Annotated in this window: 11 protein-coding genes; 6 read left to right on the top strand and 5 right to left on the bottom strand. The window is 62.1% G+C overall.

The window, feature by feature from the left end; genetic code table 11:
- Positions 1-11 precede the first annotated feature (11 nt).
- The 3 genes from J9870_RS17095 to tssB all read right to left on the bottom strand — a co-directional run bounded on the left by J9870_RS17095 (position 12) and on the right by tssB (position 2,810).
- Positions 12-509: an Hcp family type VI secretion system effector gene (locus J9870_RS17095; protein WP_210639173.1), complete on the bottom strand. Its 498-nt coding sequence runs from the start codon at positions 507-509 to the stop codon at positions 12-14.
- Between the two features lie 228 nt (positions 510-737).
- The gene (gene tssC, locus J9870_RS17090) at positions 738-2,219 is read right to left on the bottom strand and encodes a type VI secretion system contractile sheath large subunit (protein WP_210639172.1); all 1,482 of its coding nucleotides are present in this window, start codon (positions 2,217-2,219) and stop codon (positions 738-740) included.
- Between the two features lie 30 nt (positions 2,220-2,249).
- Positions 2,250-2,810, bottom strand: coding sequence for a type VI secretion system contractile sheath small subunit (gene tssB / locus J9870_RS17085; protein ID WP_210639171.1), 561 nt, complete (start codon positions 2,808-2,810; stop codon positions 2,250-2,252).
- A 224-nt stretch (positions 2,811-3,034) separates the two neighbouring features.
- On the opposite strand from tssB, the gene J9870_RS17080 reads away from it, so the two are divergent.
- Genes J9870_RS17080 through tssA form a run of 5 tightly spaced genes read left to right on the top strand, consistent with a single transcriptional unit; the run spans position 3,035 to position 10,553 of the window.
- Complete coding sequence (locus tag J9870_RS17080) at positions 3,035-3,484, top strand: type VI secretion protein (RefSeq protein WP_210639170.1); 450 nt, start codon at positions 3,035-3,037, stop codon at positions 3,482-3,484.
- Between the two features lie 51 nt (positions 3,485-3,535).
- Positions 3,536-4,867 carry a type VI secretion system baseplate subunit TssK gene (tssK, locus tag J9870_RS17075; RefSeq protein WP_210639169.1) on the top strand — a complete coding sequence of 444 codons (1,332 nt, stop codon included), beginning with the start codon at positions 3,536-3,538 and terminating at the stop codon, positions 4,865-4,867.
- A gap of 18 nt (positions 4,868-4,885) precedes the next feature.
- Positions 4,886-5,647: a DotU/TssL family secretion system protein gene (locus J9870_RS17070; protein WP_210639168.1), complete on the top strand. Its 762-nt coding sequence runs from the start codon at positions 4,886-4,888 to the stop codon at positions 5,645-5,647.
- Positions 5,644-9,468, top strand: coding sequence for a type VI secretion protein IcmF/TssM N-terminal domain-containing protein (locus tag J9870_RS17065; RefSeq protein WP_210639167.1), 3,825 nt, complete (start codon positions 5,644-5,646; stop codon positions 9,466-9,468). The genes J9870_RS17070 and J9870_RS17065 overlap by 4 nt, the downstream gene beginning before the upstream one ends.
- A complete protein-coding gene (gene tssA, locus J9870_RS17060) occupies positions 9,465-10,553 on the top strand; it encodes a type VI secretion system protein TssA (protein ID WP_210639166.1) in 1,089 nt (362 codons plus the stop codon). The genes J9870_RS17065 and tssA overlap by 4 nt, the downstream gene beginning before the upstream one ends.
- On the opposite strand, the gene J9870_RS17055 is transcribed toward tssA, so the two are convergent.
- On the bottom strand, positions 10,550-11,503 hold the full coding sequence (locus J9870_RS17055; protein ID WP_210639165.1) for a 2-hydroxyacid dehydrogenase: 954 nt from the start codon (positions 11,501-11,503) through the stop codon (positions 10,550-10,552). The genes tssA and J9870_RS17055 overlap by 4 nt on opposite strands.
- A gap of 392 nt (positions 11,504-11,895) precedes the next feature.
- On the opposite strand from J9870_RS17055, the gene J9870_RS17050 reads away from it, so the two are divergent.
- A complete protein-coding gene (locus J9870_RS17050; RefSeq protein ID WP_210639164.1) occupies positions 11,896-13,176 on the top strand; it encodes a serine/threonine transporter in 1,281 nt (426 codons plus the stop codon).
- A 257-nt stretch (positions 13,177-13,433) separates the two neighbouring features.
- On the opposite strand, the gene acnB is transcribed toward J9870_RS17050, so the two are convergent.
- Positions 13,434-16,034 carry a bifunctional aconitate hydratase 2/2-methylisocitrate dehydratase gene (gene acnB, locus J9870_RS17045; RefSeq protein ID WP_210645311.1) on the bottom strand — a complete coding sequence of 867 codons (2,601 nt, stop codon included), beginning with the start codon at positions 16,032-16,034 and terminating at the stop codon, positions 13,434-13,436.
- Positions 16,035-16,332 lie beyond the last annotated feature (298 nt).

Below are 16,332 nucleotides of genomic sequence, written 5' to 3'. Positions count from 1 at the left end.
GGCGCGCTCCGTCACTTGGTCATTTTGTTGGCCGCCAGGTCCCAGGTCGTGCCCGCGGTGCCTTCCTTGGTGCCGTCGTCTTTCTGGGCGGTGAGCTCCCATTTGATTTTGGTGAAGTTCAGCGACAGGGTTTCCACCGGTTTGCCGCCTGTACCGCCACTGACGCTGACGTTAGACAGCACCACGTTGGTCAGGGTGTAGATGATGAACGGCATGAGTTTGCCGCTGCCCTCGGCGGCGTTGCGGCCAATGGTGATGACCGCTTGCGGGATCGGTTTACCGGCGCAGCAATATTCGTTGAGTGTGGGGGTGGAGCTGTCGATGAACTTGGTCAGGGTGAACTCGCCGATGTGGGGCCGGCCGGAGGTGCGCTCCGAGTTGCTCACGTCGTTGGTGACTTGCATCGACACGTTGTGGCTATAGGACATGACCTCGATCTTGTCCGTGAAGCCCTCCAGCAGGCTGTCGCCCTTGATGTCGCCGCCGAGGTCGAGAATTATTGCATCCATTGTGTGGAACTCCTGAAGTCGAGTGGGGTGTTACCCGATACCGATCCGTTAAAGACGAACGCCGAACCTGTGGCGAGGGGATTTATCCCCGTTGGGCTGCGCAGCAGCCCTAAACAGTCAGCTCAATCTGCTGACACACCGGGTTGCTGGTATTCAGGGCCGCTTCGCGCCCCAACGGGGATAAATCCCCTCGCCACAACAAGCCCTCTCGCCATAGGTTTTTATTGATCAGGCGGCTACCGGTGGCGGCAGGGTCGCCACCAGGCGGATCGAGGCGGTCAGCTCCTCGAGCTGGAAGTGCGGCCGCAGGAATACCGTGGCCTTGTAGGCTCCCGGCTTGCCTGCCACCTCCGTCACGTCCACCCGCGCTTCGCGCAACGGGTATTGCGCCTTGATCTCTTGCGGCGCGTTGTCGTTGATCAGCACGTAGTCGGCGATCCAGTTGTTGAGGTAGGTCTGCACGTTGTCGCGGGTCATGAAGCTGCCGACCTTGTCGCGCATGATCACCTTCAGGTAATGGGCGAAACGCGAAGCCGCGAGCACATACGGCAACATCGCCGAGATCCGCGCGTTGGCGTTGGCCTCGTTGGTGTTGTAGAGCTTGGCCTTGTTGGTGGTCTGGCCGCCGAAGAACACCGCCACGTCGCTGTTTTTCTTGTGGCACAGGGCGATGAAGCCCAGGTCATTGAGCTCTTTCTCGCGGCGGTCGGTGATCGCCACTTCGGTCGGGCATTTGAGCGACAGGTCCCCGGAGCTGGTGCGGAAGGTATGGGCGGGCAGGCCTTCGACCGCACCACCGCCCTCGGCCCCGCGAATCGCGGCGCACCAGCCATATTTGGCAAAGGCTTCGGTGATGCGTTGCGACAGCGCCCAAGCGGCGTTGCCCCACAGGTATTTGCTGTGGTCGGTGCCGTTGACGTCTTCGACGTAGTTGATGCCCTCCACCGGCAAGGTGTCCGGACCGTAGGGCAGTCGCAGCAGGAAATGCGGCAGCACCAGTGACACGTAGCGCGAGTCTTCGCTTTCACGGAACGAGCGCCATTTGATCAGTTCCTGGCTCTCGAAAATCTTCGACAGATCCCTGGGTATCGCCAGTTCGGTGAAACTGGTCATGTCGAACAACCGCGGGCTGGCGGCGGCAATGAACGGGGCGTGCGCCGCCGCCGCGACGTTGGAGAGTTTTTCCAGCAGGCCGATGTCCTGCGGGTGGCGGCCGAAGGTGTAGTCGCCCACCAGCAGGCTGAACGGGTGCCCGCCGAAGGTGCCGTATTCTTCCTCGTAGATTTTCTTGAACAGCGCGCTCTGGTCGAACTCGACGGCTTTTTCCAGATCGTTCTGCAGTTCTTTCTGGGTGACGTTGAGCAGGCGCAATTTGAGCCGCGTGCTGGTTTCGGTGTTCTGCACCAGCAGGTGCAGGCCGCGCCAGGAGGCCTCGAGTTTCTGCAGGTCGGGGTGGTGCAGCACTTCGTTGAGCTGGGCGCTGATCAACTGATCGATCTGGCTGATGCGGTCATTGATCATCGCCACCGTGTCCTTGTCGATGGCCATGCCTTCGTCGAGGACCTGGGTGGCAAATTCGGCGAGCATGTCACGGGCATAGTCCTGCTGGCTGTCGTCGTGGGCCATGCGGCCTTCGGCGATGATCTTGTCCAGCAGGGACAGGGTCTGGGTCGTGCTCTCGCTGGTTTGAGCGCTGGATGAAGCAGGCATGGCTTTATCTCCCTTGAATGATGAGCACGATCAGGCCTGAGGTTCGGTCGGGGCCGGGTCATCGTTGGCGGCCACCGTCGGTAGCTCTTGCGGTGCATCCTGGGGCCGGGCCGACTTGATCTCTTGCAGGCCTTCGGTATTGGCGATCACGTCCCGCAGCAGCTTGTCCAGGTCGTCGTTGCCATCGAGCTTGGTCAGCAGGTCCCGCAGGCGTTGACGGGCTTCGAACAGCCGGCGCAGCGGCGTGACCTGCTCCACGACCTTGACCGGGTCGAAGTCATCGATGTGACGGAAGTTGAGTTCGATGTTGAGCTTGCTGTCGTCGCCGCTGAGGGTGTTGTTCACCTGCAGCGTGGCGCGGGGGGAGATGGAAGCGAGTACCTCGTTGAAATTATCCCGATCGATTTCCGTGAAGCGCCGCTCGTTGAGCTTGGGCAGCGGGTCCAGTGGCTTGCCCGAGAGGTCGGCCAGAATGCCGACCACCAGTGGCAATTCTTTTTTCTCGATGGCGTTGCCGATTTCCACGTCATAGGTGATCTGGACGCGGGGAGGACGGACTCTGTCGAGCTTGTGCTGGGTACTTTCTGCCATGGCGGCCGACTCCGATGCATGTGGGGGAGCAATGCATCGGGAGGCCCGCTCATCGCATTCCCTTGCTGATCCGCAGGTTGCAAATGGACGGCAGAAAACCTGTCATTCCCTTGACGAACCTGGTCCATTCGACCGTGCTGGTCGAACTATCCAAGACGCTAGAACAGGTCTATAAAAATGCAAGCAAAAACAATTTTTGACCGCTGAGAAAAGGAAGATTCATTTTGCGTGTCTTTTTTTCCGGATTTTTTTTGAGCCTGGCGCTCACCGGTTGCTCGCTTTTTGCGCCCAGTGTCGACCTGGACAGCTTGACCCTGGACGTCGCGCCGCGGGCCAATGACGACACGCCGATCGCAGTGGACTTCATCGCCGTGAACGACCCGGACCTGCTCAAGCAGCTGTCGGGTATCACTGCCAGCCAGTGGTTCGCCGAGCGCGAACAGTTCCAGCGCGACTATCGTCAACTCATGTCGGTGTGGGGGCTGGAGCTGGTTCCGGGGCAATTCATCGACCGCCAACCCTTCCCGCTGGAGGGCCGGCGCGCCGCTGGACTTTTGGTCTTCGCCAGCTATAACACTCCCGGAGCCCACCGGCTTCGGCTGGACGATCAGCGCGAGGCCTGGCTGAAGTTCGACAGTCGCGAGATGACCCTCGTGAATGACAACCAGCCTTGAGTGACCGCGGGCCGCCATGCGCGGCGACATTGGGATGTCGAAGGGAGTCGTATGAGTCTGTTACCTGACGCGGTGTGCTGGCATGAGGGCATGCAGTTGTTGCCCCAGCATTTTCAATTGCAAGGGCTGCGGGCCGAGGCTCTGGCTGCGCATTTTGCCGGGGCCTGCAATCCCTGGTTCTGGGGCGTCAGCCAGTTGGAAGTCGACCCTTCGGCCCTCAGCGCCGGCCAGGTGCGGCTGTTGCAACTGCAAGGTACCTTGCCGGATGGTTTGCCGGTCAACCTGCAGGCTGGCGTCGGGCCGACCCTGGAGCTGGACATCAGCGAGGCGGTCAACCAGACCGACGATGCCACCGTGACCGTGTACCTGGCCGTCAGCCCGCTCTGGCGCGCCGGGCAATTGCTGCCGCTCAAGGGCCGCTTGCAATCGGTGGTCGGCGAGGCGTTGCCGGATCTCACCAGTGGCGAGTTTCCCGAGTCGATCACCGTCTGGCGTCCGAACCCGCGGCTGTGCACCCAGCTGAGCAAGGCCGATTCGATCTGCTTGCCGCTGTTGCGCATTCGCAAGGAGGGCGGTGGCTTTCTGCGGGTGCCCTACACGCCGCCTACCTCCGTGCTGCTGCCGGAGTCGGTGCTCGGTCGGCGCGTCGCCGGGCTGTGTGCCCGGGCCCGGGAAAAGTGCCTGTTTCTCGCCGGTCGGCTGCGTCAGGCCCAGGCCGCCGGGAATCAGGACGATGCCATGGAAATCCGCCGGCAATTGACCGCGTTGTGGGCACGGTTGCCGGAAATCGAAGGTGCGTTGAACACCCGGGTGGCGACCCCGCAAGCGCTTTACGGTTTGCTGCTGGGGTTGGCCGGTGCTTGGTCGGCCCTCGATCCACTGGCGGGCGTGCCGGCCTTCGCCCCCCTGGATTTTTTGGAGTTGCAGCGCGGCTACGAGCCGCTGCTCGACTGGTTGGAAGACACCCTGGAGCTGGTTCGCGCCGGCTATCGCAGCCTGGCCTTCGAGCGCAATGACCAGGTGTTCTCGATCCAGTTGCCCGACGATCAGCCCAGCCAACGCCTGGTGATCGGCCTGCGCATGCCCAATGGTGCCAGTGAGCAGGCGGCGGCCGAGTGGCTGCGCGGGGCGATCATCGCGTCTGCGCCGCACGTGGCGCTGTTGAGCCGCCAGCGCATGAGTGGCTTGCCCCATCAGGCCATGAGTCGCAACGAGCAGGTGGCCTACAGCGTCGGCGACGACACCCGGTTATTTGTGGTGGCCGCCAGCGGGCAATGGTTTGACGGGCAGTTGCCATTGCACATTGTGGCGCCGGCGTCGGCCCAGGCCAGCACTCCGTGGCAAGTGGTGTTGTTTGTGGCGCAAGCCGGTGAAAGTGCCTGATTGCAAAAGGGGAGTCGTATGCCTGATGGAAGTGGCGGGGCGGTTCGGGGTCTGCATGAGGCGCCGCTGAGCAGCGCATTTCGTCAGGCCTGGCTGAAGTGGTTCCAGCAATGGCAGGACTTGCCCAAGGACAGCGACCCCGCGGTACTGGTCAGCCGAGTGGTGGAGTTTTCCGGGCGCAGCGCCCAGCGCTTGTGGCGAGCGGCCTTCGCCACCGTTGGCGATGCCGCCACCGAGCAGGTCAAGGCGCTGGTCTACGCGTTCGTCGCACTGGTGGACGAAACCTTGTTATTCACCCCCTGGCCGGGACAACTGGCTTGGCAGCAGCACCCACTCGAATCACGCATGTATGCCAGCCGCCAGGCCGGCGAGCGCCTGCCGGCAGCCATCAAGAAATTGCTGGAGGAGCAGATGCCCGGCACCCGAGACCTGGCGAACGTTTATCTGCAATGCCTGATCCTCGGGTTTCAGGGCCGGCTGCGCGGCGAGCCCGGTCAGGTCCAGCATGAGAAATGGCGCCTGGCGTTGTTCACCTTTGCCTGGCAGCACGAACCCGATTATGTCGATGTCAGTCAGCGCCTGGCGCTGTCTTCGGCGGCAGCGCCGGTGCGTATGCCGGGGCAGCAGTCACTGCCGGACGGGGTTCGCCTGGGGCTGGCGATCCTGGCCATGGTGCTGTTGCTGACCGGCTTGGGGCAGGTGTTCTGGCGTGACATTGGTTCGGCCCTTGAACCGGTCCTGCAACTGAACGAGTCGGTGGTCCAGGAGCAGGACTCATGAGCCCCCTGAGCATCTTCGCCCTGGTGTTGCTGGCCATCGTCCTGGTACTGCTGATCGTGGCCGGGATCTGGTGGCTGCGGACCCAGGGTGGAGTGGCAATTCGCAGTTTCTATGGGGCAGTGCGCCACATGGAACAGGAACAGGGCGTCCGAGACCGCTATCAGATGCCCTGGCTGATGATGCTTGGCAACGAAGCGGACAGCGCGCAGTTGTGTGCCCAGTGGCGTTTGCAACCCACTGACAAAGTTGCATGGTTCGGGCGCTGGTGGTCGGATACCGAAGGTGCGGTGCTGGTGGTGCCCCAGGCGTTGTTCCTGCCCGATGAGGGCATGAACCGGCAACGCGGCAACTGGTGGCGCTTGCTCGGATTGATCCTGCGGCTGCGCAGCCGGCGGCCCCTGGACGCAGTGATCTGGACTGTCCCATTCGGCCAGCTCGACGACATCGAACACACCACCGAGTTGAGCCTCAAGGCCCGGCGCGGTTTTATCGACCTTCTGCAACGGTTCGGCCTCAGCCTGCCGGTGTACGTGGTGATCACCGGGATGGAACAGTTGCCCGGGTTCCAGGAGCTGGTCAGCGCATTGCCTGCCGAGGCCCGGGAATCGACCTTGGGCTGGTCTTCACCCTACCTGCCGGATGCGGCCTGGCAATCGCAGTGGAGTGACCAGGCGTTGGATCAGGTGAATGCTGCGCTGTCGCAGTCGATCATCGAGGTCGGCGCGCTGTCGGGGCAACTGAGTGCCGATCTTTACGGGTTGCCCGAGCGTTTCGAAGGTTTGCGGCGGCCCCTGCAGATCCTGCTGGAGCCGGTTTTCCAAGGTAACACCCAGGGCGAGGCACCGCGTTTTCGGGGTGTCTATTTCACCGCCAGCCAAGCGCCGGCGGTGACAGGGGATGGGTTCGCGGCCACTGACAACCTCCTGCGGCAAACGGTTTTCGCCCGGCAACTGTGGTCACGTCGCTTGGTGGCCGAGCGTGGCCTGGCCCAGCCGGTGCCACGTCTGTTGCGCTTGCGCCAGCGCTGGCATCGGCTGGCCGGAGCGGTCGCGCTGGTGGTCGGCCTGGTCTGGCTGGGGGGGATGTTGTGGGTCTGGCACGATTCGGTGGAGGAGGCCGAGGAACTCTCGCGGCTGATCCTCAGTGCCCATAAGAACCATCTGGTGGTTGACTCGGACGAGCCGCAACTGGAACCGACCCGGCACAACGTGCAGAACTACTGGAACATGTTGGAAAAGGCCCCGCGCTGGCGCTTCGTCTCGGTGGTCTTCCCCACTTCGTGGTTCTCCTCGGTGGACACGCAACTGGAGGAGGGCTTGCGCCTGACCGCCCGGCATCATTGGGTGTTGCCGCTGCGTGATCTGCTGAACTGGGACCTGGAACAGCTCAAGTCCATCCGCAACACCGAGCGCCGGGGCAACGTGGAAAGTGAAGACCCGGCGCAATGGCAAAGCTATGTGAAGGCCAAGGACCTGGTGGAGCGAGCCGTGCGCCTGGAACAACACAATCAGCTGTTCAGCCAGGCGATAAACAACCCCAAGGCGCCACTGGATGAACTGGTGCAGCTGAGTAACAACGCCCTGTCGTTGAACCTCAATACGGGAACCTTGAGCCGGGCACGGTTCTACAACCGGGTGCTGTTCGATGCACAAAACACCGACCTGAAAGGATTGGACCTGAACGCCGCGCGTCCGGCGATTTCCGATAACTTCACCGGCCTGATGCAGCGCTGGCTCGATCATTATTTCCTGGCCGATAACTTCGTGCGCCAGGCCGGCTATCTCAAGCTGCATCTGCAGCGATTGGAGTCCGGTGGTGGCAACTCATTGAGTGAGCTCGAAGACCTGATGGCGCTGATCGATGACTTGCAGACGCTGGTCAGCCTGACCAATTCGGCCTGGGGGCGCGGTAAGGGGCAGGACCTGGTGCCCGGTTACACCCAGATGATGGACAAGGTCAGCCATAGCACCTTGCTTGGCCCGGATATCGAACAGGACCTGGAGAGCCAGGCGGCGAAGCTGCAACAGAGCTTCAGGGACCAGTGGATCGTCCAGTCCGGCTCCCGGGACAATCTGCTGGTGCAGCAGGGCAGTGGCCTGCTGGTGCTGCAAGACCATGTCACGGCGCTGGACGGTGCGGTGCAAGCGCTGTTCAAGCGTGATTTCGTGGCATTGGCGTTGCAGAAGGATCCATCGGGCAGCAACACCAATTCGATGAGCCAGGGCGACGGCAGCGATGATTTCAGCGGCGCCCTGAACTACTTCGCCAGCTACAAGAGCTACGCCAACGAAGAGCTGCCGCGCATCCCGCCGGATTACCGTGATGCGCTGATGCAGGCCGCTGAAGGCGCGGCGGCGCAAGCCATGTGGTTGAGCCTCAATGAAAGCGACGAGCAGTTGCCCGGCATGGGCTTCAATGTGCAAACGGCCCAGGCCGTTGCGCTGCAAAAGGCTTTCATGGATGTACACCGGGGCGACCTGGCGATACGTTTCCAGCGTCTGCTCAATCGCCGGGCATTGGCGCAGATCAAGAGCGGCCTGGACGAAATCGATGCCCAGCCGTTATTCAGCCAGCGGGCCGATGTCCAGCGTTGGGACGGTTCGAAGAACTTCGGCTTGCAGCTCTACGGTGCCAGCGATCCGCAGGACCTGAAGTTGAACCTGAACCAGCAATTCGGCGCCATGTTGCAGATCGCCGAGCAACGGATGCCGGCGCTGGAGTGGCTGATCGTCCAGCAGGACAACCTGTCGGCCCTGGAGCACGATCAGGTGGCGCGGTTCATGGCCATCAACGATGAATTACTCAAGTACAAGAACCAGAACCCGGCCAGTTCGGCGGCCCAACTGGAGCAGTTGGTGAGCCGGGACTTCATCGAGATGGACACCACTACCTGCGCGCAGATCCTGCAAACCGCCAGTCTTTCAGCCGGGCGCGGTGACCTGGCCCAACGCACCGTCGCGTTGCAGCAAAGCGCCCTGCAAAGGTGCCTGTATCTGCAGCAGAACCAGGCAGCGACTGCCTGGAATGACCTGGCTAACTATTTCAATCAATACCTGGCCGGGCGCTTCCCGTTTTCCCAGGATGTGCGGGCCAGCGACGCTGACCCGGCGCGGGTCCAGCGCCTGCTGGAGTTGATCGACACGCGCTTGCCCCTGGCCCAGGCCGGGCTGACGTTGAGCCAGACGCCGGATCGGCTGGCGGCCGAAGACTTCCTCAATCGCTTGAAACAGGCCAGCACCTGGCTTGGGCCGTTGTTCGTGCGGGACAAGAGCGGCATTCTCGGCGTGGAAATGGACGTGCGCTGGCGCACCGATCGCGATGAAGAGCGCGGCGCCGACCAGGTGATTGCCTGGGGCTTGAACGCCGGCAACCAGCAGATCAGCTACCCCGGTGGCGCCCAACAGAACCTGCGCTGGATGGTCGGACAACCGGTGCGCCTGACCTTGCGCTGGGCCCGCAACGGCTACCAGCGTCCGGCCAACGACCCCTTGCAACCGAACCTGGTGGTGCGTGACTTGGAGGCTGGCTGGGAATATCAGGGGCCTTGGTCGTTGCTGCGCCTGATGCGCTCGCTGGTGTCGGTCCAGCGCCAGCCGAATGTCGACTACACCGATTTTCCATTGACTCTGCAACTGCCGGTGACGGCCCAGACCCAGGCCAGCACGGCACAGCAAACGTTGATGTTCCTGCGCCTGTCGTTGATGAGCCAGGGTTCGAAGCTGCCGCTGTCGATCCCGCCGCTGCCGACCCGGGCACCCCGTTCACCTTTCATGGCGACCTCATCGAGCCCCGCCATCGCCACGCGTGAGGAGGGCCTGTGAGCTTGCCGATAACCCCCATGCCGGAATTGATCACTCAATTGCTCGAACCGATCAGCGCCGAGTCCCCCTGTGGCCAGGACCTGCGCTATGACCCGGCATTTGACCAGTTGCGCGAGCTGCGCCGGGAGGATGACACCAGCCTGCCCACCGGTGTCTGGCAGTCCTCGATCAAGCGCGCCCAATGGCCGGAGCTGGAAAGACTCGCCACCACGCTGTTGCTCGAGCGCAGCAAGGACCTGATGATCAGTGCCTGGCTGGGCGAGGCCTGGTTGCACTTGGCGGGGCTGGACGGCTTGCCGGGCAGCCTGGCCTTGGTCGCTGGCCTATGTGAGCGTTATCCGGAACAGTTGTACCCCCAGGCCGACGAGGGTGACCAGGCGTGGCGGGTGATTCCGCTAGAGTGGCTGGCCCGGCGCTACAGCGAAGTGCTGCTGACGCGGGTGCCGTTGTTCGATGGCCGGGACCCGGCTTTCGCCGGTTTCAGCCTGGATGACTGGCAACGTTTGCAGCGCCAGCAAGTGTTGGGCAACGACAGCAAAAACGCCAAGGCATCGGCCGAAGCTGCACGCAGCGATCAAAAGAAACTCACTGAGCTGATTCGCACCACGCCGCTGTCGTTCTGGTTGCATCGCCAGGGCAGCCTGATGCTGAGCCAGCAGCACTTGCAACGGCTCGAAGCCTGGAGCGACGCTTACCTGGGCAATCTGGCGCCAGGTTATAAAGCCCTGCAGGACGTGATACAGGCCTTGCTGGCCCTGGTAGAGGAGTTCATCGCAATGAATCCGCAGCAACCCACTGTCGTGCCGATGCAAACTTCCCCCACGGTTGCGCCTCAGCCTGACCTGGCGCAGGCGAACGCTGCGCCGGCCCAGGTCTTCCAGGAGCCGGCCAGTCGCGAAGAAGCCTATCGACAGCTATTGGTCATCGCCGGGTACCTGTCGCGCACCGAACCGCACAGCCCGGTGCCTTATCTGATCCGGCGCGGCGTGGAGTGGGGCAACAAGCCTTTGAGCGAGCTGTTGGGCGAGCTGATCAGTGCCGACGCCGAGTCCCGGCGTCTGTGGACGTTGCTGGGGGTTCTTTAATGCTGCGCGTCGGGTAATGGCACCGGTGTCAGCACCGGCTTGCCGGAAAAGAACGCGGTCAGGTTCTGGCCCACCAGCTCCACCGTGCCACGGGTGGCTTCCGGCGACAGGCCCGCCACATGGGGTGTCAGGACCACATTGGGCAGGTTTTTCAAGGCTGCGGGCACTTCAGGCTCGTGATCGAATACATCCAGTGCCGCGCCGGCGATTCGTCGTTGCTCCAGAGCATTGATCAGGTCGGCGGTGGCGACCACGCTGGCCCGGGCAATATTCACCAGAAAACCATTGGGTCCCAGGGCGTCGAGGGCCTGTTTGTTGATCAACTGTCGGGTGTCGAGGCCGCCGGGTGTGGCGACGATCAGGAAGTCCGAGACCCGGGCCAGTTCCGTTGGCGTGGCGCAAAAGGTGTAGGGCACGTCGCTGCGTACCCGGCGATTGTGATAGCTGACGCTCATGTCAAAGCCCAGGGCGGCCCGCTTGGCAATCGCCATGCCCACCGCGCCGAGGCCCAGTACACCCAGGCGCTTGCCGGCCAGGGAGGGGCGCATGACCTTCGCCCATTCACCCCGGCGCACACTCGCGTCGGCCCGAGGAATGTCGCGCACCAGCGCCAGCAGCAGTGCCATGGCGTGGTCGGCTACAGATGAGGCGTTGACCCCGGCACCGTTGGTCACCACGATACCGCGGTTGCTGGCGGCCTGGAGATCGACCTGCTCGTAACCGGCGCCGATCACGCAAATGATTTGCAGGTTGGGCAGGACGGCGATTTCGTCGGCCGTCAAACCCAGGGGGCCGCGGGTCAGCACCGCGCTGAAGCGTTCACCGTGTTCGAAAATCGCCGTCTTGCGTTCGGCAGGCGTTGGCGCCAATTCCAGGTGATAGCCCTGGCGCTCGAGAATTGGCAGGTAGTCATTGACGGTTTCAACCAGTACCAGAACGGTTGCGGTCATGCTGGGCTCCTGTGGGCGCTGGGGCGATTTCAAGTATTCAACCTGATTGTAGGAGCAGAGGGCAGGGGGTTCCGGCTTTTTATGTGCATTTCGGTTGTAGCGTCGTCCTTGTGGGGAGTGAACTTGCTCGCGAAGGCGACCTTACAGCTGGCCTGGCCCTGGCGGCTGTACTTTGATCCAACTGTGAGAACAAGCCCGCTCCCACATTGAGAATACGGTGGCCGTTGCTATTGAAATGCTCTGATCCGCACAACCGCTCCTCAGCTAAGCCTTTGCTTCTGCTCGTGAATCCCGGACAATCGCGCCCCTGTTTCGGCCAGGGCGCTGCCTGTCGGGTTTTTCCGACTCGTCCCGGCCGGGTGCATGTGACCGGAAAACGGAGATCCGACCGGATGAATGATCAGGCCAATAGCGTCGAAGAGCGCTTTGAAACGACTGTCCCAGCCACCCTCAGCCAATGGAGTCGCCATGACACCACCTGGATGCTGGGCCTGTTTGGCACCGCCATCGGTGCAGGCACGCTGTTTTTACCGATCAATGCGGGCCTGGGCGGTTTCTGGCCGCTGTTGATCCTGGCGTTGCTGGCATTTCCCATGACGTTCTATGCCCACCGGGGCCTGACCCGTTTTGTCCTGTCCGGTCGTGACGGCGCGGACATCACCGAGGTGGTGGAAGAGCATTTCGGCCTCAAGGCCGGGGCGCTGATCACCTTGCTGTATTTCTTTGCGATTTTCCCGATTCTATTGATCTACAGCGTGGCACTGACCAACACCGTGAGCAGCTTCCTGGAGCATCAACTGCATATCCAGCCGCCGCCTCGGGTCGTGTTGTCCCTGGTGCTGATTCTGGGTCTGCTGGCGGTGGTGCGTTGTGGCGAACAGGCAATCGTCAAGGCCATGAGCCTGATGGTCTATCCGTTTATCGTGGCGTTGCTGTTCCTGGCGGTGTTCCTGATCCCGCACTGGAACGGCGGCATCCTGACCACGGCCTCCACGCCACCTGAACCTTCGGCGCTGCTGCACACCTTGTGGCTGGCGATCCCGGTGATGGTGTTCTCGTTCAACCATTCGCCGATCATCTCGGCGTTTGCGGTGGACCAGAAGCGTCGGTATGGCGCTAACGCCGAAGAGCGCAGCGCTCAGATCCTGTCGCGCGCCCATGTGCTGATGGTGGTGATGGTGCTGTTCTTTGTGTTCAGTTGCGTGCTGACCCTGTCTCCGGCACAACTGGCCGAAGCCAAGGCGCAGAATCTGTCGATCCTGTCGTACCTGGCCAACCATTTCAGCAACCCGACCATCGCTTTTGCCGCTCCGTTGATTGCATTCGTGGCGATCTCCAAGTCCTTCCTTGGTCATTACATCGGTGCCAGCGAAGGCCTCAAGGGCCTGATCGTCAAGAGCGGCCGCCGTCCGGCGCCCAAGACCCTGGACCGTCTGACGGCGGCGTTCATGCTGGTGGTGTGCTGGATCGTTGCCACGCTCAACCCGAGCATCCTGGGCATGATCGAAACCCTCGGCGGCCCGGTCATCGCGGCCATCCTGTTCCTGATGCCGATGTACGCTATCCGCAAAGTTCCGGCCATGGCCCGCTATCGCGGCCTGACGTCCAATGTGTTCGTAACATTGGTGGGCCTGGTGGCGATCACCGCGTTGATCTACTCCCTTATGGCCTGACCGTCCCCTTGTGGGAGCGAGCCTGCTCGCGATGGCGGCGGTTCGGCTGGCAGTGATGTTGAATGTGCCGCCGTCATCGCGAGCAAGCTCGCTCCCACAGGTTTGCGGGGCGTTCATAGGCATTGCGTCCACCACGAATGCGCTGTGGGAGCGAGCTCGCTCGCGATAGCGGTTGCTCCGATTGCATCGAAACAGCAGGCATAAAAAAACGCCGCCCCTCGCAAGAAGGGCGGCGTTTTTAGTCGGGCGTTGAAGCGTTAGGCTTGAACGACCGGGATGTTGGCGTTTGCAGCTGCTTCACGGAACTCGGCGATCTGGTCGAAGCTCAGGTAGCGGTATACGTCCGCTGCCATGCTGTCGATCTTGCCAGCGTATTCCATGTACTCCTCGACGGTCGGCAGGCGACCCAGGATGGACGCAACGGACGCCAGTTCGGCCGAAGCCAGGTAGACGTTCGCGCCGTCACCCAGACGGTTCGGGAAGTTACGGGTCGAAGTCGACACCACGGTGGAGTTCGGCTCGACGCGTGCCTGGTTACCCATGCACAGCGAGCAGCCTGGCATTTCCATCCGTGCACCAGCCTTGCCGTAGATGCCGTAGTAGCCTTCTTCGGTCAGTTGGTGAGCGTCCATCTTGGTCGGTGGCGACAGCCACAGACGGGTTGGCAGCTGACCCTTGACCTGATCCAGCAGTTTACCGGCAGCGCGGAAGTGACCGATGTTGGTCATGCACGAACCAATGAACACTTCGTCGATCTTCTGGCCAGCAACGCTGGACAGCAGGCGGGCGTCGTCCGGGTCGTTCGGCGCGCAGAGCACAGGCTCCTTGACGTCGGCCAGGTCGATCTCGATGACTTCGGCGTATTCGGCGTCCTTGTCGGCTTCCAGCAGTTCCGGGTTGGCCAGCCAGGCTTCCATCGCCTGGGCACGACGCTCCAGAGTGCGGGCATCGCCGTAGCCTTCGCCGATCATCCAGCGCAGCAGGGTGATATTCGATTGCAGGTACTCGGCAATCGATTCCTTGGACAGCTTGATGGTGCAACCGGCAGCCGAACGTTCGGCCGAGGCGTCGGACAGTTCGAAGGCTTGCTCGACGGTCAGGGTTTCCAGACCTTCGATCTCCAGGATGCGGCCGGAGAAGGCGTTCTTCTTGCCTTTCTTCTCTACGGTCAACAGGCCTTTCTGGATCGCGTAGTAAGGGATGGCATGCACCAGGTCGCGCAGGGTGACGCCCGGTTGCAGCTTGCCCTTGAAACGAACCAGGATCGATTCCGGCATGTCCAGCGGCATGACGCCGGTGGCAGCGGCGAAGGCCACCAGGCCGGAACCGGCCGGGAACGAGATACCGATCGGGAAACGGGTGTGGGAGTCACCACCGGTACCGACGGTGTCCGGCAGCAGCATGCGGTTCAGCCAGCTGTGGATGATGCCGTCGCCCGGACGCAGGGACACGCCGCCACGGGTCATGATGAAGTCAGGCAGGGTGTGGTGGGTGGTCACGTCGATCGGCTTTGGATAGGCCGCGGTGTGGCAGAAGGACTGCATCACCAGGTCGGTCGAGAAGCCCAGGCACGCCAGGTCCTTGAGTTCGTCACGGGTCATCGGGCCAGTGGTGTCCTGGGAGCCGACGGTGGTCATTTTAGGCTCGCAGTAGGTGCCAGGACGGACGCCCTTGACGCCGCAGGCCTTGCCGACCATTTTCTGCGCCAGGGTGAAGCCCTTGGTGCTTTCGGCCGGTGCTTCCGGCTTCTTGAACAGGTCCGACGGTGGCAGGCCCAGCTCGGCGCGTGCCTTCTCGGTCAGGCCACGGCCGATGATCAGCGGGATACGGCCGCCGGCACGGACTTCGTCCAACAGGACCGGGGTCTTCATTTCGAAGGTGGTCAGGACTTCATCGGTACCGTGCTTGCAGACTTTGCCAGCATGCGGGTACAGGTCGATCACGTCGCCCATGTGCATGTTGGACACATCGAATTCGATCGGCAGGGCGCCGGCGTCTTCCATGGTGTTGTAGAAAATCGGTGCGATCTTGCTGCCGAAGCAGAAGCCGCCGGCACGCTTGTTCGGAACGAAAGGAACGTCGTCGCCGAAGAACCACAGTACCGAGTTGGTTGCCGATTTACGCGACGAACCGGTACCGACCACGTCACCGACGTAGGCGATCGGGAAGCCTTGGCCACGCATCTCTTCGATCTGCTTCATCGGGCCGGTCTTGCCTTGTTCATCAGGCACGATGCCGTCACGGGCCATTTTCAGCATGGCCAGGGCGTGCAGCGGGATGTCCGGGCGGGACCAGGCATCAGGGGCAGGGGACAGGTCGTCGGTGTTGGTTTCGCCGGTAACCTTGAATACCCGCAGGCTGATCTTGTCGGCCAGTACAGGGCGGTTCTTGAACCACTCGCCGTCGGCCCAGGATTGCAGCACGGCCTTGGCGTGAACGTTGCCGTTCTTGGCTTTTTCAGCCACGTCGTGGAAGGCGTCGAACATCAGCAGGGTGTGCTTGAGTTCCTTGGCCGCGACCGGCGCCAGCTCGGCGTCGTCCAGCAGATCCACCAGGGTCACGATGTTATAGCCGCCCTGCATGGTGCCGAGCAGTTCAACGGCGCGCTTCTTGTCCAGCAGAGGGGATTGGGCTTCGCCCTTGGCCAGGGCAGACAGGAAACCGGCCTTGACGTAGGCGGCTTCGTCGACTCCAGGCGGAACACGATTGGTGATCAGGTCAACGAGGAAAGCTTCTTCGCCAGCCGGGGGATTTTTCAGCAGCTCGATCAGGCCTGCGGTTTGTTCGGCGTTAAGCGGCTGGGGAACGATACCCAGTGCTGCGCGCTCTTCGATATGTTTGCGGTAGGCTTCAAGCACAGTTATTACCCTCATCAGTGGTCCCAAATGGGTGTCCGGGACGCTCATCCAGAAACCCACGGTACTCATGCGCGTCGGAGGCTTTTTGAGCCACCACGCCAGAGTTTCCGGAGTTCCTCACAGAAGCTGCTTTCAAAGTTTTACGCCTGCAGAACGGGGAGCTGATGAGGGTTGGCGTTGGGCTTTCCCCGCTGGAAAGACCCTTCGCCAACACCGCTCTGAAGGAACGACTGTGCTCGTGACGCTTTGAAAACAGCTTCTAACGGACATTGGCGCCTTAAAAGGCTGGCTGATTCTA

Origin of the sequence: Pseudomonas sp. Tri1, assembly GCF_017968885.1 — a bacterium.
Classification (GTDB): domain Bacteria; phylum Pseudomonadota; class Gammaproteobacteria; order Pseudomonadales; family Pseudomonadaceae; genus Aquipseudomonas.
The sequence above is the reverse complement of the archived record's forward strand: the minus strand, read 5'-3'. Positions and strand labels throughout refer to the sequence as shown.